This window comes from Streptococcus sp. SC1 (genome assembly GCF_030272855.1).
GTDB lineage: Bacteria > Bacillota > Bacilli > Lactobacillales > Streptococcaceae > Streptococcus.
The window spans coordinates 160,582-182,817 of the sequence record NZ_JAQCMU010000003.1; the positions used below are offsets into that span (position 1 = coordinate 160,582).

21 protein-coding genes and 1 other annotated feature are annotated in these 22,236 nt (G+C 42.0%); of the genes, 19 read left to right on the plus strand and 2 right to left on the minus strand.

All coding sequences use genetic code 11. The annotated features are described in order from the left end of the window. Positions 1-8: 8 nt before the first annotated feature. The 9 genes from yihA to PAN94_RS06085 all read left to right on the plus strand — a co-directional run bounded on the left by yihA (position 9) and on the right by PAN94_RS06085 (position 8,999). The gene (yihA, locus tag PAN94_RS06045) at positions 9-596 is read left to right on the plus strand and encodes a ribosome biogenesis GTP-binding protein YihA/YsxC (RefSeq protein ID WP_005589759.1); all 588 of its coding nucleotides are present in this window, start codon (positions 9-11) and stop codon (positions 594-596) included. Between the two features lie 292 nt (positions 597-888). Then, positions 889-1,587: a glucosaminidase domain-containing protein gene (locus PAN94_RS06050; protein WP_285875121.1), complete on the plus strand. Its 699-nt coding sequence runs from the start codon at positions 889-891 to the stop codon at positions 1,585-1,587. 137 nt (positions 1,588-1,724) lie between these two features. Then, a complete protein-coding gene (gene mmuM / locus PAN94_RS06055; protein ID WP_285875122.1) occupies positions 1,725-2,672 on the plus strand; it encodes a homocysteine S-methyltransferase in 948 nt (315 codons plus the stop codon). A gap of 113 nt (positions 2,673-2,785) precedes the next feature. Continuing rightward, the gene (locus PAN94_RS06060) at positions 2,786-3,583 is read left to right on the plus strand and encodes a formate/nitrite transporter family protein (RefSeq protein ID WP_005589763.1); all 798 of its coding nucleotides are present in this window, start codon (positions 2,786-2,788) and stop codon (positions 3,581-3,583) included. Between the two features lie 128 nt (positions 3,584-3,711). Next, positions 3,712-4,053: a hypothetical protein gene (locus PAN94_RS06065; RefSeq protein ID WP_005589765.1), complete on the plus strand. Its 342-nt coding sequence runs from the start codon at positions 3,712-3,714 to the stop codon at positions 4,051-4,053. Between the two features lie 60 nt (positions 4,054-4,113). Then, positions 4,114-4,248, plus strand: a sequence feature (ribosomal protein L10 leader region). A gap of 37 nt (positions 4,249-4,285) precedes the next feature. After that, positions 4,286-4,786: a 50S ribosomal protein L10 gene (gene rplJ, locus PAN94_RS06070; RefSeq protein WP_001287273.1), complete on the plus strand. Its 501-nt coding sequence runs from the start codon at positions 4,286-4,288 to the stop codon at positions 4,784-4,786. Between the two features lie 73 nt (positions 4,787-4,859). Next, positions 4,860-5,228 carry a 50S ribosomal protein L7/L12 gene (rplL, locus tag PAN94_RS06075; protein WP_001196964.1) on the plus strand — a complete coding sequence of 123 codons (369 nt, stop codon included), beginning with the start codon at positions 4,860-4,862 and terminating at the stop codon, positions 5,226-5,228. A 252-nt stretch (positions 5,229-5,480) separates the two neighbouring features. After that, positions 5,481-7,217: an ABC transporter ATP-binding protein gene (locus PAN94_RS06080; protein ID WP_005589781.1), complete on the plus strand. Its 1,737-nt coding sequence runs from the start codon at positions 5,481-5,483 to the stop codon at positions 7,215-7,217. 9 nt (positions 7,218-7,226) lie between these two features. Then, positions 7,227-8,999, plus strand: coding sequence for an ABC transporter ATP-binding protein (locus PAN94_RS06085; protein ID WP_005589783.1), 1,773 nt, complete (start codon positions 7,227-7,229; stop codon positions 8,997-8,999). A gap of 89 nt (positions 9,000-9,088) precedes the next feature. Here PAN94_RS06085 and PAN94_RS06090 read toward each other — a convergent pair whose 3' ends face one another. Both PAN94_RS06090 and PAN94_RS06095 read right to left on the minus strand, forming a co-directional pair. Then, complete coding sequence (locus tag PAN94_RS06090; protein WP_125381692.1) at positions 9,089-9,772, minus strand: B3/B4 domain-containing protein; 684 nt, start codon at positions 9,770-9,772, stop codon at positions 9,089-9,091. Between the two features lie 55 nt (positions 9,773-9,827). Beyond that, positions 9,828-10,841, minus strand: a complete 1,014-nt coding sequence (locus PAN94_RS06095) for a YdcF family protein (RefSeq protein ID WP_285875126.1) — start codon at positions 10,839-10,841, stop codon at positions 9,828-9,830. Between the two features lie 230 nt (positions 10,842-11,071). On the opposite strand from PAN94_RS06095, the gene brnQ reads away from it, so the two are divergent. The 10 genes from brnQ (at position 11,072) to PAN94_RS06145 (ending at position 22,076) form a co-directional block, all read left to right on the plus strand. Next, a complete protein-coding gene (gene brnQ, locus PAN94_RS06100; RefSeq protein ID WP_125381694.1) occupies positions 11,072-12,403 on the plus strand; it encodes a branched-chain amino acid transport system II carrier protein in 1,332 nt (443 codons plus the stop codon). Between the two features lie 238 nt (positions 12,404-12,641). Next, on the plus strand, positions 12,642-14,804 hold the full coding sequence (locus PAN94_RS06105; protein WP_285875128.1) for a PavB family fibronectin-binding SSURE repeat adhesin: 2,163 nt from the start codon (positions 12,642-12,644) through the stop codon (positions 14,802-14,804). Positions 14,805-14,884: 80 nt separating this feature from the next. After that, positions 14,885-15,583: a response regulator transcription factor gene (locus PAN94_RS06110; RefSeq protein WP_285875129.1), complete on the plus strand. Its 699-nt coding sequence runs from the start codon at positions 14,885-14,887 to the stop codon at positions 15,581-15,583. Further along, a complete protein-coding gene (locus tag PAN94_RS06115) occupies positions 15,580-16,614 on the plus strand; it encodes a HAMP domain-containing sensor histidine kinase (RefSeq protein ID WP_285875130.1) in 1,035 nt (344 codons plus the stop codon). The genes PAN94_RS06110 and PAN94_RS06115 overlap by 4 nt, the downstream gene beginning before the upstream one ends. Before the next feature lie 143 nt (positions 16,615-16,757). Then, positions 16,758-17,468, plus strand: a complete 711-nt coding sequence (ccdA2, locus tag PAN94_RS06120) for a thiol-disulfide oxidoreductase-associated membrane protein CcdA2 (protein WP_285875131.1) — start codon at positions 16,758-16,760, stop codon at positions 17,466-17,468. A 27-nt stretch (positions 17,469-17,495) separates the two neighbouring features. Next, the gene (locus tag PAN94_RS06125) at positions 17,496-17,816 is read left to right on the plus strand and encodes a hypothetical protein (RefSeq protein WP_285875132.1); all 321 of its coding nucleotides are present in this window, start codon (positions 17,496-17,498) and stop codon (positions 17,814-17,816) included. 68 nt (positions 17,817-17,884) lie between these two features. Continuing rightward, positions 17,885-18,448, plus strand: a complete 564-nt coding sequence (locus PAN94_RS06130) for a redoxin family protein (RefSeq protein ID WP_239192516.1) — start codon at positions 17,885-17,887, stop codon at positions 18,446-18,448. A gap of 15 nt (positions 18,449-18,463) precedes the next feature. Continuing rightward, positions 18,464-19,582 (plus strand): peptide-methionine (R)-S-oxide reductase MsrB, encoded by a 1,119-nt coding sequence (msrB, locus tag PAN94_RS06135; RefSeq protein ID WP_285875133.1) that lies wholly within the window; start codon positions 18,464-18,466, stop codon positions 19,580-19,582. A 59-nt stretch (positions 19,583-19,641) separates the two neighbouring features. Next, positions 19,642-20,376: a response regulator transcription factor gene (locus PAN94_RS06140; protein WP_285875134.1), complete on the plus strand. Its 735-nt coding sequence runs from the start codon at positions 19,642-19,644 to the stop codon at positions 20,374-20,376. Beyond that, entirely contained in the window at positions 20,373-22,076 is a 1,704-nt protein-coding gene (locus PAN94_RS06145; RefSeq protein WP_285875135.1) for a cache domain-containing sensor histidine kinase, read from the plus strand. The genes PAN94_RS06140 and PAN94_RS06145 overlap by 4 nt, the downstream gene beginning before the upstream one ends. The last annotated feature ends 160 nt before the right edge of the window (positions 22,077-22,236 follow it).

The window sequence follows — 22,236 nt, forward strand, 5'->3', positions numbered from 1 at the left end:
GGAAGCTTATGGAAATCAATACACATAATGCTGAGATTTTACTGAGCGCAGCCAATAAATCGCATTACCCGCAGGATGATATCCCAGAAATCGCCTTGGCGGGTCGCTCCAATGTTGGTAAATCTAGTTTTATCAATACTCTACTCAATCGCAAAAATCTAGCACGGACTTCTGGCAAGCCTGGTAAAACGCAACTGTTGAACTTTTTCAATATCGATGATAAGCTCCGTTTTGTGGACGTTCCTGGTTACGGCTATGCCAAGGTTTCAAAAACGGAGCGCGCTAAATGGGGCAAAATGATTGAGGAATACTTGACCAGTCGGGACAATCTGCGAGCGGTCGTGAGCCTAGTAGACTTACGCCATGATCCTAGTGCGGATGATGTGCAGATGTATGAATTCCTCAAATACTATGAAATTCCAGTTATTGTTGTAGCTACCAAGGCTGATAAAATTCCACGTGGTAAGTGGAACAAGCATGAGAGTGCCATTAAGAAAAAGCTGGACTTTGACAAAACTGATGATTTTATTATCTTTTCTTCAGTTGATAAAACTGGTCTTGATCAAGCATGGGATGCTATTTTGGGTAAGATCTAGATGTTAGATTGTATCGGAACGATAGTTGAACTTTCAGGGTTTAAGATCATAGCCTGATTCCGTATGGGTTGGAGTCAGGTTATTTTCATTTTCAGTTCAGTCTGTATATCTTAGTGATAAGGCTCATTATGCAAGCCAAACGAGGAAGTTTTGAATGGAACAATCGTGGCTTGTGAAACTTATATTTGTGGAAGATCTAAAAAATGTCATATACTTGTAATTTATTGCTAATGTTATTTTGCTTTTAGTATGTTACAATAGTAGAATAAATATTGTATTTAGGAGAAAGACTGTGAAGAAGAGAATTTCAAAAGAAAGAAAAAGACTTTTGACAGCTTTGGCAGTGATGGCCTCAACCGTTGTCTTTGGTCTTGCTTTATCAAAGCAAATCAAGCCAGCAAGTGCAAATGATGCTGTTCAGCAACCATTGAACCAAACAGAATATTTCATTTCACAAATTAGTGAGCCAGCTCGCCAGTTGGCCCAGGATAATGATCTGTATGCTTCTGTGATGATTGCACAAGCTATTTTAGAGAGTGGTTCTGGCCAGTCTGGTCTATCAGGCTATCCTCACTATAATCTGTTCGGGATTAAAGGTGCTTATGCTGGTCAGTCAGCGACGATGGAGACCTTGGAAGAAGATGGTCAGGGCAATACTTACGCGATCAATGATCAATTCCGCTCTTACTCAAGTTACGCTGAGTCACTTCAGGATTATGTCTACATCTTAAGACAAAGTCATTTTGCGGGAGCTTGGAAGAGCAATGCCCCAACTTATCAAGATGCGACAGCTGCCTTGACAGGTGTATATGCAACGGATAGTCATTACTATGCAAAATTGAACTATCTGATTGAAGCATACAATCTGACTCAGTTTGATTCACCTAGCTATCAGACAGGAGCATCTAATATGGTTTACAATCCTTACCGTGGACAATACACGACTCAAGATGTTCTGGAAACAGACCAAGCATGGGCATCACATAACTAGATAAGAAAAAAGAGATTGTAATAATCTCTTTTTTGCGTTTTACTAATGAAGCAGACGATCATTTCAAATAAGCAGACTTATTTATCTTTAGCAAAACTGACTAAGCTGTTATTTTAGAAAAAGCTTGAGGAGCAAGAATGGGAGCGTTTAAAGATTTACTTGAAAAGCAAGACATAATAATTCTAGATGGTGCTTTGGGGACAGAGCTGGAGAGGCAGGGTTATGATGTTTCTGGTCGGCTTTGGTCAGCCAAGTACTTGCTTGAGAATCCTCAGATTATCAAAGACCTGCATGAGGACTATGTTCGGGCGGGCAGTGACATCATCACCACTTCCAGTTATCAAGCCAGCGTTTCAGCTTTTATCAAAGAAGGATTGAGTTTAGATAAGGCTCATGAACTCTTCAAAGAGACAGTCTTTTTGGCACAGGCAGCTGTTAAAAATGTCTGGCAGGGATTATCGCTAGATGAGCAGAAGCAGCGCTCTTATCCTCTGATAGCTGGATCGGTTGGACCATATGCTGCTTACCTGGCTGATGGATCGGAGTATACAGGAGCCTATCACTTGAGTGAGGAGGAATTTAAAGACTTTCATCGTCCGCGGATACAAGCCTTGCTGGGAGCGGGCTGTGATTTATTGGCACTTGAAACAATTCCTAATGGAGCAGAAACCGAGGCGCTTGTTCATTTATTATCGGAAGAATTTCCTCAGGTGGAAGCCTATTTATCTTTTACCGCTCAAACAGCATCAGCAATTTCGGATGGAACCTTAATAGAAGAAGTTGGGCGCTTGGCTCAGTCGAGTCCACAAGTATTGGCTGTCGGTTTTAACTGCACAGCTCCACATTTGATTGCTCCTTTATTAGAAAAGTTAAAACAGGTGTGCGATAAGCCCTTACTAGCCTATCCAAATTCTGGAGAGGTCTATAATGGGGTGACGAATACTTGGCAGGACAATCCTGAGCAGCAGCTCTGTTTAACTGATTACAGCCATCTTTGGAAGAAACAGGGCGTTCAGCTTTTTGGCGGTTGCTGTCGAACTCGGCCAGAAGATATAAGGCAGCTAGCAGGCGAACTAAGAACTTAAAATGTAGTTTTCCAAATTCAATTTCAAATTTAGGAAAAAACTTACAGAAAACGCTTTCGAAAAATAGAAGTTTGTGATATACTGTACATAGTTTAACTTAGAGGAGAATTATTATGGTTGAATCGACATTTATTCCAAAAATAGAAGCAGCTTGTCGTAAGAAAGAAGGCTTGTTCGACACAAGCAAAGGGAAGTATGCTGTCCGCTCTATCTTTGCGGGGGCCTTTCTGACTTTCAGTACAGGAGCAGGAGCTATTGCGGCAGACCTGACAAATAAGATTGTCCCAGGAACGGGTCGCTTTCTCTTCCCTTTTATCTTTGCTTGGGGATTGGCCTATATCGTCTTTCTGAATGCTGAGCTGGTGACTTCCAACATGATGTTTCTGACGGCGGGCACTTTCCTGAAGAAGATTGACTGGAAAAAAGCATTGATTATTTTGTTCTATTGTACTTTCTTTAACTTGATCGGGGCTTTGATTGCTGGTTGGCTTTTTGCTAATTCGGCGGCTTATGCAGGACTGAGCAAGGAAAGTTTCATTGCTGGTGTTGTGCAGATGAAGCTTGCCCGTTCCAATGAACTTATTTTACTTGAGGGAATACTCGCCAATGTCTTCGTTAATATTGCGATTCTTTCCTTCGTCTTGGTGAAAGATAGTACAGCTAAGCTTTTCTTGGTTATTTCAGCCATTTATATGTTTGTATTCTTAACTAATGAACACTTGGCAGCTAACTTTGCTTCTTTTGCTATCGTCAAATTTAGCTCAGCTGCGTCACAGGTGGCAAATTTTGGTATTGGAAATATCCTGCGGCACTGGGCTGTGACCTTCGTAGGAAACCTGATTGGTGGTGGTCTTCTAATCGGTCTGCCATATGCTTGGTTCAATAAAAAAGAAGAACATTATGTAGATTAAAATGTAGCCTTGGGGCTACATTTTTTTGAAGAGGTGACGCTCTGATTTCCGTCTAGATCTGCCTAAATTGACAAACATATAAAATTTTGTTAAACTTTATTAATATTTTTATATTTAAGGAGATCTTGATGAATAAACTTACTATTCAAGCACCAGATGGTAGCAATGTTAAAACTTTGTCACCTATGTACTCTATTACAACCTTGCTATTTAACTTTTTCGTTCCTCTTTTTCGTAAAGACTGGAAATACTTTGGGATCATGCTTGGATCACTGTTTGTATTTGCTGTGATTGCAACACTTCTTATCCCAGATGATTTCTTGAGACCTGTAGGAACTGCCTACAACTTGTTTTGGGCCTTTTTCTATAATCGTCTTTGGATAAAAGACCGAGTTTTCACTGATGGTTGGGTGCCTACTGACGATGCTAGTAAAGCCTTGCTTGACAAGACTTTTCCTAAAAATGCATAAAAAAAGTAAAAAGATTGCACAAAAAGCTTGCAATCTTTTTTTTCTTTTGCTATAATTATCAATGGTTTGAAAAAACTGCCTAAGACAGTAGGGGAGCTCGACTCATAAAAATCCTACCGAGGACAAAACGTATCATATAAAAGAAGCGTATTGTACTTTCGTGTCTAGGTTTGGGCGCGTTTTTCTTTTAGAAAATTCCCCAAGCAAAATAATTACGGAGGTGAAACACTAAATGAGTGAAGCAATTATTGCTAAAAAAGCAGAATTAGTTGACGTAGTAGCTGAGAAAATGAAAGCTGCTGCATCAATCGTTGTTGTGGACGCTCGTGGTTTGACAGTTGAGCAAGATACTGTTCTTCGTCGTGAGCTTCGTGGAAGCGAAGTTGAGTACAAAGTAATTAAAAACTCAATCTTACGTCGTGCAGCTGAAAAAGCTGGTCTTGAAGATCTTGCATCAGTATTTGTTGGACCATCTGCAGTAGCATTTTCTAACGAAGATGTTATCGCACCAGCGAAAATCTTGAACGATTTTGCTAAGAATGCAGAAGCACTTGAAATCAAAGGTGGTGCTATTGAAGGCGCTGTCGCATCAAAAGAAGAGATTCTTGCACTTGCAACTCTTCCAAACCGCGAAGGACTTCTTTCTATGCTCCTTTCTGTACTTCAAGCGCCAGTTCGCAACGTTGCACTTGCTGTCAAAGCAGTTGCAGACAACAAAGAAGACGCAGCTTAATCTTAAGCTACGCAGCGTAGCCTAGCTACAAAATATTATTATAAAAATAAAAACTTATTTGGAGGAAATAACAATGGCATTGAACATTGAAAACATTATTGCTGAAATTAAAGAAGCTTCAATCCTTGAATTGAACGACCTTGTAAAAGCTATCGAAGAAGAATTTGGTGTAACTGCAGCTGCTCCTGTAGCTGTTGCTGCAGCTGGTGCTGCTGACGCTGGTGCTGCTAAAGATTCATTTGACGTTGAATTGACAGCTGCTGGTGACAAAAAAGTTGGCGTTATCAAAGTTGTACGTGAAATCACAGGTCTTGGACTTAAAGAAGCTAAAGAACTTGTTGATGGTGCACCAGGTGTCATCAAAGAAGGCGTTCCAACTGCAGAAGCTGAAGAAATCAAAGCTAAATTGGAAGAAGCTGGAGCTTCAGTTACTCTTAAGTAATATAGTATCCAATTTTAAAAAAACCGAGTCTTTCGACTTGGTTTTTTTGTAATTATTCAAGTTGTAACAATTTGTATTAAATAATGTATTCTTAAAATATAATACAAAATCGAAGAAAAGATATCCTGACAAGTCTTTACGCTCTTTCATATTTCTGCTATAATATTTTTAATAAGGCGTGCATTTGCGCGCTCTTTTCTGTCTAAAAGTACTCTTCAGTGCTTTTTTATTGTTATAGAAAATGGAGGGATTATGCTTTACATTTGGTCTTATTTGAAACGCTACCCCAAGTGGTTGGTGCTAGATTTTGTGTCGGCCATCTTTTTTGTAGTGGTCAATCTAGGGCTGCCAACGGTTTTGGCGCGCATGATTGACGAAGGAATTAACCAGGGCGATCAGGAACGCCTGTATTTCTGGGGCTTTATCATGCTGCTGGTTATTATCCTTGGGATTTTGGGGCGGATCGTCCTTTCCTATGCCGCTGGGAAACTAACGACCAGCACGGTGCGGGATATGCGGAATGATCTCTATGACAAGCTGCAGGAGTATTCCCATCATGAGTACGAGCAGATTGGCGTTTCTTCGCTAGTGACGCGGATTACCAGTGATGCCTTTGTCCTTATGCAGTTTGCTGAGCAAACGCTCAAGATGGGAGCTATCACGCCTATCATGATGCTGTCGTCCATCCTTATGATTTTCCTGACCAGTCCGTCCATGGCTTGGATTGTGGCGATTTCAGTGCCTTTTTTGGCAATCGTAGTCTGGTATGTGGCAGTCAAGACGCGACCCCTGTCTGAAAAGCAGCAGAAGACGCTGGACAAGATCAACCAGTATGCTCGGGAAAATCTGACCGGTCTGCGGGTCATTCGAGCCTTTGCCCGTGAGGAATTTCAGGAAGAGCGCTTTGCTAATGAGAATGAAATCTATGCGGAGAATTCCAACCGTCTATTTAAGCTGACGGGTTTGACGGAGCCTCTCTTTGTGCAGATTATCATTGCTATGATTGTGGCCATTGTCTGGTTTGCTCTTAAGCCATTGGGCAGCGGCGAGCTGAAAATCGGGGATTTGGTTGCCTTTATCGAGTACAGTTTTCATGCCCTTCTGTCCTTCCTGCTCCTGTCCAGTCTCTTTACTATGTATCCACGGACGGCGGTTTCTAGCGAGCGGCTGAAGGAAGTCATGGATATGCCGATTTCCATCGATCCAAATGAGAATGGGATCACGGAAACTGCGACTCGTGGCTATCTGGAATTTGACAATGTAACCTTTGCCTATCCAGGTGAGACGGAAAATCCTGTCCTACATAATATTTCCTTCAAGGCCAAGCCGGGGGAAACGATCGCCTTTATCGGCTCAACAGGCTCTGGGAAGTCTTCCTTGGTTCAGTTGATTCCGCGTTTCTATGATGTGACCTTGGGCAAGATTTTGGTGGATGGTGTGGATGTCCGCGCCTATAATCTAAAGGCCCTCCGTCAGAAGATTGGCTTTATTCCGCAGAAAGCTCTGCTATTTACCGGGACGATCGCTGAAAATATCCGCTATGGTAAGGAAGATGCTAGCTCTGAGGAGCTCAATCAAGCAGCAGATGTGGCTCAAGCTCGGGATTTTATCGAGAGCAGAGAAGAGCGCTTCGAGACGCATTTGGCTGAAGGTGGCAGCAATCTTTCTGGTGGTCAAAAGCAACGTCTGTCTATTGCGCGTGCGGTTGTTAAGGAGCCAGATATTTATATCTTTGATGATTCCTTCTCGGCCCTGGACTACAAGACAGATGCGACTTTGCGCCGCCGACTCAAGGAAGTGACGCAGAATGCAACGGTTCTTATCGTGGCTCAGCGGGTCGGAACTATTATGGATGCGGATCAAATCATTGTCTTAGACAAGGGTGAGATCGTGGGTCGAGGCCGGCACGAGGAGCTGATGGAAAATAATGCCATCTATCGTGAAATTGCCAATTCCCAGCTCAACAGCCAATCATTAACAGAAGAATAGGAGGAAGAGATGAAAGAAAATAGTTTTGTCCGTTTATGGGGCTATCTAAAAGTCTATAAAGCTGCCGTGCTTCTTGCAGTCTTCCTCAAGATTGTCAGTGTGGTCATGAGTGTCCTAGAGCCTTTTGTCCTAGGGCTTGCTATCACAGAGCTGACACAAAATCTGCTGGATATGGCCAAGGGAGTACCCGGTGCAGCCATCAATAGCAGCTATGTGGCTTGGATTATGCTGCTTTACTTTATTCGTGCCCTCATCTATGAGATTAGTGCTTATTTCTCTAACTATTTTATGACCAATGCTGTGCAGAGCACCGTTCGCGATATGCGCAATGAGCTCAGTCATAAAATCAATCGAATTCCTGTTTCCTACTTTGACAAGCACCAGTTCGGTGATCTGATTGGGCGCTTCACCAGCGATGTGGAGACTGTTTCAAATGCTCTCCAACAAAGCTTTTTGCAGGTGGTCAATGCCGTTATGACCCTGATTTTGGTCATCGGAATGGTTCTTTATCTGAATATCCAGCTGGCCTTGATCGTTATCGTCAGCATTCCTCTGACTTATTTGGGAGCTAGATTTATTCTTAAAAAATCTCAGCCCTATTTTAAGCAACAGGCAGATGTTTTGGGTGCTATGAATGGCTTTGTTCAAGAAAATCTGTCAGGCTTCAATGTGCTCAAACTTTACGGTCGGGAAGAGACCTCGGCTGAGGATTTTCGAGCCATTACTCAAAATCTACAGGAAGTCGGCTTTAAAGCTAGCTTTATCTCGGGGCTCATGATGCCCGTCCTCAATGGGATTTCAGATTTGACTTATCTCATTGTGGCTCTGGTTGGTGGTTTACAGGTTATTGCTGGTCAGCTGACCATCGGGAATATGCAGGCCTTTGTCCAGTACGTCTGGCAGGTCAATCAGCCTATTCAAAACCTCACCCAGCTGGCAGGACAGCTCCAGAGTGCCAAGTCTTCGCTGGATCGGATTTTCCAAATTTTGGATGAGCCAGATGAAGTCATGGATAATACCGTCCAGCTAGACAAGGACTTGACTGGTCAAGTCAGCTTCAAAGATGTGGATTTCCAATATGTGGCAGACAAGCCGCTGATTCGCAACTTTAATCTGGAAGTCCAGCCAGGTGAAATGGTGGCTATTGTTGGGCCGACTGGAGCTGGTAAGACGACCTTGATCAACCTACTCATGCGTTTCTACGATGTGACCAAGGGCTCTATCAGCGTGGACGGCCACGATATTCGTCAGCTGTCCCGTCAAGACTACCGCAAGCAATTTGGTATGGTTCTGCAGGACGCTTGGCTTTATGAAGGGACTATCAAGGAAAATCTCCGCTTTGGTAACCTTGATGCTACCGATGAGGAGATTGTGGAAGCAGCCAAATCAGCCAATGTGGATCACTTTATTCGTACCTTGCCGGGTGGCTACAATATGGAAATGAATCAGGAGTCTAGCAATATTTCGCTGGGTCAAAAACAACTTCTGACGATCGCACGGGCTCTCTTGGCCGATCCTAAGATTCTGATTTTGGATGAGGCGACATCCTCAGTGGATACTCGTTTGGAACTGTTGATTCAGAAGGCCATGAAAACTCTGATGCAGGGGCGGACGAGCTTTGTTATTGCTCACCGCTTGTCCACTATCCAAGAAGCGGACAAGATTTTGGTGCTCAAGGATGGACAAATCATCGAGCAGGGCAATCACGAGTCGCTGCTGGCTGACAAGGGCTTCTATCATGACTTGTATATGAGCCAATTTTCGGATAAGAAAGAAGCCTAGACATATAAAAGAGGAAACTCAGCTGAGTTTCCTTTTTGATTTATAATTGATGGAGTTTTGCTTCAAAAGCTTGTCGAGTGAAAAGGTGCTTAAAGATCTTCTACTTGAACGACATGGGTTTCGAATTCGAGATTTGGCATGACTGCTGTTAAATCCTGTTGAATGCGTTCAAGGGCTTCTAGTCGCATTTGAACGGACGTATGGGCATTTCCTTGGATAATGAAAATGGCATTTTTGGTGCCATCATCAAATTTATAAAGGTCGCTGTCACGGACATCAAGCCAAGCAAGGATGCCTTTTTCATCTCGATAGACATAGTCGGTCGGAGCCACGTGCTTTTCCTTGGATAAGATGGGGAGGAAAATATCATCCTTCTGACTGACTGTAAACTCAATCTCATCACCGATTTTATCAAGGTCATGCCCACCGATAGCTAGAAGAGAATGCAAGGATTCTACATTATAAATATCAATGATGCTGTTGATCCTTGGAATGGAGCCGCGGTGTTGGATATTGCGGATCAAAGCTGGTACTGTTGGCGGGTTCTTTTTAACACTGCGCCCAACTTTCTGTAGCAAATTACAGTAGCCTTGGATAGTCGGATGGTCAGTGATTTCTGCTAGATTGCAGCTCAAGGCCCAATTTTCTGCTTTCTTCTGCTTTTGGAGAAAGGCTTCTGATAAAGGTGCTTGGGGATCAACGTTTCTGGCAATACCAAGGACGACGCTTGTGATGCCCAGTTCTGCTAAACTTTTATCAATGGTAAATTTCATCTTAGACGAACCTCCATTTTTTTCTTACCATCATTATACCTTTTTCTAGGACTTTTTACAATGAAAAATATGTGTGGAATAAGGAGAAAAGGAAGGGAAGCAGTAGAATTCCGATGATAAACGCATGCCATTTCCAGTAGATACGGATCAAACCAGCGGTTTCTCGGATCCATGCAGAAGGAAGAAAATAGAAGGCTGTTCGAGAACCAATGCTGCGACCTTTGAGACCAACTTGTTTCATATAGATGCCAGCACGTAGCGCGTGGAAAGAATTTGTGACTAGGACAACTCGATCTTGCTCCAGTCCTTGTGCGAGCATGAGCTCTTTACTGAATATGAGATTTTCAAGCGTAGTGCGAGATTTATTTTCGAGGAAAATGCTGTCAGCTGGAACTCCTTTTTCCATCAAATAACCTGCCATAGCCTCTGCTTCGGAAATCCACTCGTCGTCTCCCTGCCCGCCAGAGACAATGATGACTGGCTTCCGATTAAATTTCTCATAGATGGCTATCCCTTTATCCAAGCGCTGAGCCAGCAGGGGAGGCACCTTGTCTCCAAACAATCCTGCACCGAGGATAATAATAGTCTGAGGCTCTTTCTTGACTGGAAAAATATTTAAAAAGAATGCATAGATGATATAGGAAAGATAGAGAAAGGTTCCGTAAAATAGTAGCAAATCAGCGAGGGAAATCAAAGTTGCAAGAAATGACCGAGGAGCGAGAAAATGCAGTAAAGCAAGTCCCACGATCGCTAGGCCGTAGAGAAGCGATAGTAGATTGGCTAGTCTGAGTCCCTCTAGCTGTAGCATTTGGCGACCATTAAAAATCAAATAAGCAGTAGAAGCGAAAATACTAATAGGAATTGCTAAAAGCAGGATATAAAAGCTAATCATAGCTGGTGTATAACCAATAAATCGCTCAAGACTAACAATCGTAAGCCCAGCTAAAACAATGCCCATCATTATAAGAGTGAAGGTCAGGAGATAAGCATTGAATAAACTTCTAGGTTCCCGATAGACTAAAAAAGTAAAGATAGCAGCAGGAATGAGCCAGATTAGATGAAGTAACATATTAAAACCTCGCAATTGAACTTATAACTAGTATAGCATAAGTCCATCTCATAAAAAAGGAATTACGTATATGATATAAATCGAAAACAAATAAGAATAATTCGTAATAAATCGAATTATATTTCGCGATTTTCTTAAGGTTGAGAAAAGGCGATTTTTATTTCAAAATCCTTGCAATGAGTGGTGTTTATCGGTATAATGGAAAAATCTTAAAAAGACTGGAGATGACGATGATAAAAAAAGGATCCTTGACCGGTTTGCTTTTATTTGGAATGTTTTTCGGAGCCGGTAACCTGATTTTTCCACCTCAATTGGGTTTGGAATCTGGTCAAAATTTCTGGCCAGCTATTGGGGGCTTTGTCCTATCGGGCGTCGGTATTGCTATTCTAACCTTGATTATAGGTACTTTAAATCCCAAGGGCTATATTGATGAAATCTCGAAAAAGATTGCCCCTTGGTTTGCGGTAGTTTACTTGGTAGCCCTTTATCTTGCAATTGGTCCCTTCTTTGCCATTCCTCGGACGGCGACCACTGCATTTTCTGTCGGGATTGAGCCCATGTTGCCTGCAGGTTCTCATGCCATTTGGCTTTTTGGGTTTACGCTGGTTTATTTTGCCTTTGCCTATCTGATTGCACTTAATCCATCGAAAATCCTTGATAGTATTGGTCGTTATTTAACTCCAATCTTTGCCTTATTGATTGTAGTTTTAGTTGTATTAGGCGCTGCCAAATATGGTTCCACTGCTCCTCAAGGAGCAACAGGGGAATATGCTGCTTCAGCTTTCGGAGCAGGCTTTCTTCAGGGCTACAATACTCTGGATGCTTTGGCTTCAGTTGCCTTTAGTGTGGTTGCCGTGACGACACTCAACCAGCTCGGTTTCAAGAATAAAAAAGAATACATTTCTACCATTTGGATCGTGGGTATCCTTGTGGCGCTAGGCTTTAGCGTTCTTTATATTGGTCTTGCCTTTCTTGGAAATCACTTCCCACTTAATCTAGCGAATTTGCCGAAAGGAGCAAATGTAGGGGCTTCTGTTTTGTCTTCTGCAACTCAGGCTATCTTTGGGCCGATGGCTCAAATTTTCCTAGCGATTATGGTAACGGTGACCTGTTTTACAACAACAGCTGGACTTATCGTCTCAACTGGCGAATTTTTCCATAATACTTTCCCGAAAGTATCTTATAAGGTGTATGCGACCATTTTTACGCTAGTTGGTTTTGCTATTGCAAATCTTGGTTTGAATGCTATTATTCAGTATTCAGTTCCAGCTCTGGAAATTCTTTATCCTATTACCATTACGATTGTGATGATTGTCATGGTTAATCGCTTTTTGCCACTTTCTAAACCAGGTATGCAGTTGACCATCGCAGTAGTGACGCTGATTGCTTTTGCTAGCATTTTGGGACGACAATTCAAGCTAACTGCCATTCTCAATCTGGTTAATGCTCTGCCATTTGCTCAAGCTTCTCTGCCTTGGTTGCTGCCGGCGCTGGTTGGAATCTTGCTCTCACTCCTTTTGCCAAACAAGCAAAAAAGTGAAGCATTTGAATTTGAAGCATAAGAAGAAAATTCACCACAGTGTGGTGGATTTTTTTGACTCATTGTCAATTGTAGTAGGTGATTTAAGTTTAAGACTGGGAATGTTTGGTGAAGAAACTCAAGTTGTTTCTTATGAACAATAAGACAATATAAGCATTTTATAAGATAGATTTAAGAGAAATTTTAACTATTTCTTATCTCCATTTAATCTTAGGAGATTATACTAGATTCATAAAAAAACAAACCTAAAGGAGAATCTTATGAAATTCAACCTAAATCAAAAGTATGCTCGCTGGTCAATCCGTCGTTTAAGCGTGGGTGTGGCTTCCGTCGTAGTTGCCAGTGGTTTCTTTTTGCTAGTTGGTCAACCAAACACTGTACATGCAGATGTTCTCACTACGACTCCGACTGAAGTTCTTCAAACAGATTCATCATCACTAGAAAAGAATGAGTTGCCAGAGACAGTTTTAAAAGAAGGAGTGGATTCAACTCTTCCTGAAAATCAGTCAGCTTCAAAGGAAGTAGCTGATGAAACTATTTCTTTAGACAAGTCTAGCCTAACTCCAAAGGAAGAAGTAACAAAAACCAAAGAAGAACAGAATATTACAGAAGTTACCGATCAGAAAGAAGAAACTAAGCCAGTGGCAACTCTTGATGTAGTTTCAAACCAAGCTCGTGAAGCGGCTATTTCTCAATCAGTAACGACTCAAGATGAAGTTAAAAAAGGAGTTGAAGAAAATACTAAGGACTCAGTAGACGTTCCAGCCAGCTATTTAGAAAAAGCGAACGTTCTCGGTCCATTCTTGGCGGGTGTCAACCAAGTCATCCCGTATGAAGCTTTCGGTGGAGATGGTATGTTGACGCGTCTCTTGCTCAAATCTTCTGATAAGGCACCTTGGTCAGATAATGGAACAGCTAACAATCCAGCCCTCTTGCCACTTGAAGGCTTAGCGAAGGGTCAATACTTCTACGAAGTGGATTTGAACGGCAATACTACAGGTAAAGATGGACAAGCCCTTCTCGACCAACTTCGCGCTAATGGTACATATGATTACCAAGCGACTGTTAAAGTCTATGGTGCTAAAGATGGAAAAGCAGATTTGACCAATCTCGTAGCTACAAAAAATGTAACTGTTAACTTGAATGGCCTTATTTCAAAAGAAGCAGTCAAAGACTCAGTCACTAAAAATATCAAAGACCATATTGATGTCCCAGCTAGCTACTTAGAAAAAGCGAACGTTCCCGGTCCATTCTTGGCCGGTGTTAATCAAGTCATCCCGTATGAAGCTTTCGGTGGAGACGGCATGTTGACGCGCCTCTTGCTCAAATCTTCTGATAAGGCACCTTGGTCAGACAATGGAACAGCTAAAAATCCAGCCCTCTTACCACTTGAAGGCTTAGCTAAAGGTCAATACTTCTACGAAGTAGATTTGAATGGCAATACTACAGGTAAAGATGGACAAGCCCTTCTCGACCAACTTCGCGCTAATGGCACATATGCTTACCAAGCTACTGTTAAAGTCTATGGTGCTAAAGATGGAAAAGCAGATTTGACCAATCTCGTAGCTACAAAAAATGTAACTGTTAACTTGAACGGCCTTGTTTCAAAAGAAGCAGTCAAAGACTCAGTCACCAAAAATATTAAAGACCATATTGACGTCCCAGCCAGCTATTTAGAAAAAGCGAACGTTCCCGGTCCATTCTTGGCAGGTGTTAATCAAGTCATTCCGTATGAAGCTTTCGGTGGAGATGGTATGTTGACGCGTCTCTTGCTCAAATCTTCTGACAAGGCTCCTTGGTCAGACAACGGCACAGCTAAAAATCCAGCCCTCTTGCCACTTGAAGGCTTGGCGAAAGGTCAATACTTCTACGAAGTGGATTTGAACGGCAATACTACCGGTAAAGACGGGCAAGCCCTTCTCGACCAACTTCGTGCTAATGGCACTCGCAGTTACCAAGCTACTGTCAAGGTCTATGGTGCTAAAGATGGAAAACCAGATTTGACAAATCTTATCGCGACTCGTCAAGTAACGATTCAGCTTCGTGGAAAAGAAATGGCTACAATACCATCTCAAGAAGGTCAAATGAATATGAAACCTTCTACAACACCATCTCAAGAAGGTCAGATGAATAAGAAGCCTTCTACAACACCATCTCAAGAAGGTCAGATGAATAAGAAGCCTTCTGCAACAGATTCTATGAGTACAGCTGAGGGTACGAAGGAAGTAGATCATCGCATGACTGATGTGAAGGGGGAACACCCAACTTCTAAGCCGATGGCAGATACGATGAAAAAGAATGATAAGCCTACGTTACCAAAAACTGGTGAAGCTCAAACAGCTACAGCTACCATTGGTTTCTTAGGACTAGTTTTGGCAGGAATTCTTAGCCTTCTAGGTTTGAAAGAAAAACAAAAAGATTAAGGTTCAAATCATTTAAAAATTACTAAAAATAGTGTTATACTAAAGCCAGTATAACACTGTTTTTATCAGGAGATTGGCAAATGGGAAAGACAATTTTACTCGTTGATGATGAGATGGATATTCTAGATATTCAAAAGCGCTATCTTATGCAGGATGGCTACCATGTTTTAGTGGCTCGAGATGGCGTGGAGGGGTTAGATCTTTTCCGAAAGAAATCTGTTGACTTGATCATCACGGACATCATGATGCCGAATATGGACGGTTATGACTTTATCCGTGAGGTTCAGTATATAGCACCTGATCAGCCTTTTCTTTTTACAACGGCTAAGACTAGCGATCAAGACAAAATTTACGGTTTGAGCTTAGGAGCAGATGATTTTATAGCCAAACCTTTTAGTCCGCGTGAGCTGGTGCTAAGAGTCAATAATATTTTGCGCCGACTTCATCGTGGAGGCGAGATCGAACAAATTGAGCTCGGTGATTTGGTGATGAATCATGCGGTTCATGAGGCTCGCATCGGAGAGCATTTTTTGGAACTAACAGTGAAATCCTTTGAATTGCTCTGGATTTTAGCTAGTAATCCTGAGAGAGTTTTTTCAAAGACGGAGCTTTACGAGAAGGTGTGGCAGGAAGATTTCGTAGATGATACCAATACCCTTAATGTTCATATACATGCTCTGAGACAGGAATTGACCAAGTATGCCAGTTCAGACACTCCTGCCGTCAAAACTGTCTGGGGTCTGGGGTATAAAATGGAAGGAGCACGAGGTATAAAATGAAATTAAAAAGTTACATTCTGGTGGGGTATCTGATTTCTAGCCTACTAACGATTTTACTCGTTTTCTGGGCAGTCCAGCGAATGTTGATTGTAAAAAGCGAGATTGATTTCCTAGTTGGAATGACCTTGATTGCTAGTTTCATAGGAGCGGCAGTCAGTCTCTTTCTTTTATCGCCAGTATTTTCTTCCCTTCGGCATCTGAAAAAACAGGCTCAGAATATAGCTGACAAGGATTTTAGTACAGAGATTGAAGCCAAGGGTCCTATCGAATTTCAAGAGTTGGGTCAGGCTTTTAACGATATGTCGCATAATTTGCAAGAAACGTTTGAGTCGCTTGATGAAAGTGAACGAGAAAAGGGAATGATGATTGCCCAGCTTTCTCACGATATTAAAACTCCCATTACCTCTATTCAGGCGACTGTGGAGGGGATTTTAGATGGAGTCATCGAAGAAGAGGAGCAGATTCATTACTTGACCACGATTAGCCGTCAGACAGAGCGCTTGAATAAATTGGTGGAAGAATTGGATGTTTTGACTCTTAATGCCCAGCCTCGAATAGAATCAGATGGAGAAGCCGAAATAGTCTTTATAGATCAGCTATTGATTGAGGCTATGAGTGAATTTCAACTATTGATTGAGCAGGAGGAGCGAGACATCTACATTCAAGTGTCTCCTGAGTCAGCGAAAATTAAGAGCCATTACGATAAACTTTCCCGTATCTTGGTCAACTTGCTAAATAATGCCTTTAAGTATTCAGACCCTGGAACTAAAATTGAGGTCGTGGCTCAATTAACTGAGCAAATCTTGACAATAAGTGTGAAAGATGAAGGACAGGGTATTGCTCCTGAGGATTTGGATAAGATTTTCAAACGCCTTTATCGTGTGGAAACATCTCGTAATATGAAGACAGGCGGGCATGGTCTGGGTCTTGCTATTGCACGTGAGTTGGCTCATCAGCTGGGTGGGGAAATAACGGTCGAAAGCCAGTGTGGCCTAGGAAGCACTTTTACATTTGCTCTCAACTTAACATAAATCCACAATAAGTGATAAATATTTTTAACTCTTGATTTAGCAAAGATAAAATCAAATTCAAGTTTTTTCAAATCGATCTCCCTATTTTTAGGGGGATTTTTATTTTATACTAGAGTCAGAAAATTGATCGAGAGGTTTTTAAAATGGCAACAAGTTTTTTGTTCTTTATTTCTGTTTTTCTAGCAGGGATTCTTTCCTTTTTCTCGCCCTGTATTTTACCGCTTATGCCGGTTTATGTAGGAATTCTGCTGGATTCGGATCAGCCGAAAACGGTTCGGTTTATGGGAAAAGAGATTTCCTGGTATGGATTGGCTAAGACTCTATGTTTCATAGCTGGCTTATCAACTGTATTCTTAGTTTTGGGCTATGGAGCTGGCGCTCTAGGACAAGTCCTCTATGCCCCTTGGTTTCGTTATGTTCTGGGCGGGATTGTCATTCTACTAGGAATCCACCAGATGGGAATCATCAATATCCAGCAGCTGCAAAAGCAAAAGAGCATCCAACTTAAAAAGAATAGTAAAAGAAGTGATTTTCTAAACGCCTTTCTCTTGGGTATCACCTTTAGTTTTGGTTGGACACCCTGTGTGGGACCTGTTCTGAGCTCTGTCTTAGCAATTGCAGCTTCTGGCGGTAACGGCGCTCTTCAGGGAGGCTTACTTATGTTGGTTTATACAATAGGATTAGCCCTTCCTTTTCTAGCCATGGCTTTGGCTTCTGGCTGGGTATTACAGCGCTTTGCCAAACTCAAACCTTATATGGGAACGCTTAAGAAAATCGGCGGGGCACTCATCATCCTCATGGGAATTCTGCTTATGCTCGGAAATCTAAACGCTTTAGCGTCATTATTTGGATAAATATTATATAATTAAAGGAGAAATATCATGAAAAAAATCGCTACCCTTACAATGGCTACTCTTAGTATTTTTGCCTTGGCTGCCTGCTCCAGTCAAAAGTCAAATTCAGACATGAAAAAGATGGATGACAGCAGCATGATGAAGAAAGATGATATGAAAAAAGACGACATGAAGAAGGAGGATATGAAAAACTCTAGCATGTCAGACGATAAGATGAAAAAGGAGGATATGAAGGATTCTTCTATGACGTCCGACAGTAAGTCTGACATGAAAGATGATATGAAATCAAGCGATTCAAGCATGAAGGATGACATGAAAGATTCATCCGAAATGTCATCTGATAAATAAAATTATCAATAAGGGTGGAAGTCGTCAGTTTTGTCGGCTTTCTCCTCATTTTGAAAGGAAAGAAAACGATGAAGAAACTATCGATTTTGACTGCCAGTCTGCTTTGTGTCGGCTTATTGGGAGCTTGCTCAAATCAGCAAATGAATTCGGAAGCTTCTAAAAATGATAAAAGTTCCATGACTAGTAAGGCAAATTCTAATCAAGCTACAAAAATGGCTAAGGACTTTAGTCTGCAAGGAGTAGACGGCAAGACCTACAAGCTGTCTGATTTCAAAGGCAAGAAAGTCTATCTAAAATTTTGGGCTTCTTGGTGCTCTATCTGTCTATCCACCCTTGGAGATACCAATGATTTGGCTAAGGAGCAGTCAGGAAAAGATTATGTTGTCCTGTCGGTAGTATCTCCGACTTTTAACGGAGAAAAGTCTGCTGATGATTTCAAGGAATGGTACAAGTCTTTGGATTACAAGAACATGCCAGTTCTCATGGATACCAAGGGAGAATTACTGAAAGAATACGGTATTCGCTCGTATCCATCTGCTCTCTTTATCAATAGTGATGGCTCACTTGCTAAAACTCATGTGGGCTACATGAGTAAGGAAGATATTGAGAAAACACTAAAGGAAATCAAGTAGAAAGGAGCAATGAACATGGAAGGCAAATGGAAGATTCTTCTGGTTTTGTTTGGCTTGCTTGCCTGTTTTGGTCTATTTTTCTTAATCAAGGGCTCCATGTCTATTAACCCATCTCAGGCCAATATTGAGCAAATCAAGAAAGCCTCTATGAGCAAGACAGAAGTGACTAAACAGAAGAAAGAAGATGTCAAGGAAGAGGACAAGCGGGAGATTTATCTGGCTGGTGGATGTTTCTGGGGAGTAGAGGAGTACTTTTCTCGCGTGCCAGGTGTCATTGATGCTGAGTCTGGCTATGCAAATGGTAGGAGCGACACGACCAAATATGAATTGGTCTCCCAAACTGGTCACGCTGAGACGGTAAAAATTACTTATAACGTTAAAAAAATATCTCTCAAAGAAATCTTACTTCACTATTTCCGCATCATTGATCCAACTTCTAAAAACAAGCAGGGAAATGATCAGGGTACCCAGTATCGGACAGGAGTTTACTATACGGACGAAGCTGATCTTGAGACTATAAATCAGGTCTTTGATGAGGTTGCTAAGAAATATGATAAGCCTTTAGCTGTCGAAAAAGAACCTCTAAAAAACTTTATCAAAGCAGAAGATTACCATCAGGATTACCTAAAAAAGAATCCTAATGGATATTGCCATATCGATGTCAATCAAGCTGCATACCCTGTTATCGAAGCTAGCCGCTATCCTAAGCCTAGCGATGAAGAGATTAAGGCTAAGCTCTCGCCAGAAGAATACGCAGTTACACAAAAGAATGACACAGAGCGGGCTTTTTCTAACCGCTATTGGGATAAGTTTGATGCTGGTATCTACGTGGATGTGGTGACAGGCGAGCCTCTCTTTTCATCAAAGGATAAGTTTGATTCAGGCTGCGGTTGGCCCAGTTTCACACGTCCTATCAGTCCAGATGTTGCGACTTACAAAGAAGACAAGAGCTTCAATATGACTCGAACAGAAGTTCGTAGTCGGGTTGGAAATTCCCATCTGGGCCATGTTTTCACAGACGGTCCTAAGGATAAGGGAGGCTTGCGCTATTGTATTAATAGTTTGTCAATCAAGTTCATTCCAAAAGCTGAGATGGAGGAGAAGGGCTACGGCTATCTGTTGGATTATGTTTAAGAGCATTTTGATTGAAAATTTGCTATAATAAATCCAGTAAAAATAAGGAGTTGAATCTTGTGTATTCAATCATGATTGTAGAGGATGAATATCTGGTAAGACAGGGAATTGCGTCCTTGGTAGACTATGAACAGTTTGGTATGCAGGTCATTGCCCAGGCTGAAAATGGAATAGAAGCTTGGCAGAAATTTCAGGAAAATCCTGCTGACATCCTGCTAACCGATATCAATATGCCACAGATGAATGGCCTTGAACTGGCCAAGCTAGTCAGGGACCAGGCTCCTAAGTGCCATATCGTTTTCCTGACAGGCTATGATGACTTTGACTATGCTCGGACGGCCATTAAGTTAGGTGCAGATGACTATCTTCTCAAGCCATTTTCCAAGGATGATGTTGAGGAGATGTTGGCCAAGGTACAGACTAAACTTGATAAGGAACGTAAAAGAGCTCAGATTCAAAACTTGGTCGATCAAGGACAGCACTCTGAGTTGGAAGAGGCTATTCACGCGCGTCTAGCTGATTCAGAATTAAGCTTGAAAAGTTTGGCTTTCCAATTGGGATTTAGTCCGTCCTACCTAAGTGTTCTTATCAAAAAAGAATTAGGCTTGCCTTTTCAAGATTATTTGATTCAAGAACGGATAAAAAAAGCTAAACTCTTACTCTTAACCACAGATTTGAAGATTTATGAAATAGCAGAGCAGGTAGGTTTTGAAGATATGAACTATTTTTCTCAGCGCTTCAAGCAGGTGGTTGGGCTGACACCTCGGCAGTTTAAAAAAGGAGAGGAGAAATGAAACGCTATCCGCTTCTTATCCAGTTGATTGTTTATATCTTTCTTCTGGTTCTTTTACTCTTGGGGGTTGTTGGAAGTCTTTACTATCAGACTAGCTCGCAGACTATTCGGCAGCTGACAGAGCGGACGACGCGCAATAGCATGGAGCAAAGCGGGCAGTTTATTGCTTCCTATTTGCAGAAATTAAAACAAACTACCTCCACACTGAGCAAGGAAGAAACGATTCGTAAGTTTGCTCAGAATCAAGAAAGCAGCGAAACGTCAGTTCAGGCTTTGATGAAAACCATCATTGAAACAGATCCGGATTTGGTGTCGGCAGTATTGGTTACCAAGGACGGGCGCGTGGTCTCGACAGATTCTCAAATCAGTATGCAGACATCTTCTGATATGATGAATGAAAAGTGGTACCAGGAAGCTGTCCATACCAGAGCCATGCCTGTCTTGACACCTGCTCGCAAGGAATCTCTATCATCAGAAAAGGAGAAGTGGGTTGTTTCTGTCACTCAGGAAGTAGTGGATGAAGCAGGGCAGAATCTCGGTGTTTTGCGTCTGGATATCGGCTACAATAGTCTCAAAGCCTATTTGGATCGGCTTCAGCTAGGAAAGAAGGGTTTTAGCTTTATTGTTAATAGCCAGCATGAATTTGTCTATCATCCCAAGAAGAGTGTTTATTCCTCCAGTCAGGAAATGAAAGCTATGCAGCCCTATATCTCGGTCAAGGATGGTTACGCAGACCAGAAGCAGGCTTTTGTCTACCAGATTGATATTGCGGATAGCGACTGGACCTTAATTGGCGTTACTTCATTAGAGCAATTACAGATGCTTCAGTCACAGATGCTTTATTCTTTTGTGGGAATGGGCATTTTAGCACTCCTGATGTGCTTGACTGGTATTTGGTTTGTTCTGCGTTTGTGGATTAAGCCTCTGCAGAATCTGCAGGCTGTCATTCTAAAGATTGGCGCAGGCGAATCAAACCTTCGGGCGGAAGCAAAGGGGTCTCCAGAGTTGGTTGACTTGGCTCAGCAGTTCAATAAAATGCTGGATCAAATCGAACGACTAATGGAAGCTGTCAAGACAGAAGAACAAAATGTCCGCCGCTATGAGCTCCGAGCTCTCTCTGCTCAAATCAATCCCCATTTCCTTTATAATACCTTGGATACCATTGTCTGGATGGCTGAGTTTAACGACAGCAAGCGTGTTGTTGAGGTAACAAAATCACTCGCTCAGTATTTCCGCTTGGCGCTTAATCAAGGACACGAACAGATTGCCCTCAAAGATGAGATCGATCACGTTCGTCAGTATCTCTTTATCCAGAAGCAGCGCTATGGTGATAAGCTCCAATATGAGATTGAAGAGGATGAATCTCTAGCTGATTATAAATTGCCCAAGCTGGTACTCCAGCCCTTGGTTGAAAATGCCATCTACCATGGAATCAAGGAAATTGACAGACAGGGCATGATTCGGGTGACGTCGAAAGCAGAAGAGGGGCAGCTGATACTGTCTATCTATGATAACGGCCGCGGTTTTGATCTCCAAAATTCAGAGGATCAGACTCTCCCTCGCTTAGGTGGGGTTGGTCTGAAAAATGTCGATCAACGCTTGAGATTGCAGTTCGGAGACGACTATCATATGGAAATCCAGTCTGAAGCTGATACATTCACCCAGATTAGTCTTTATTTGCCACTAGATTCAGATGATTAAGTTCGCTATCCTTCAGTACTCCAGCCGGAAAATTTCCGGCTTTTTTGCTGTTTAGGAATGAAATAGGCCTTTTACAGATGGCTTCTCCGATAAATGATACAAAAATGAGGATAGTGTAGCAAAATGTGGAAAAATTTAAATCGTTTGTTATAATAATATT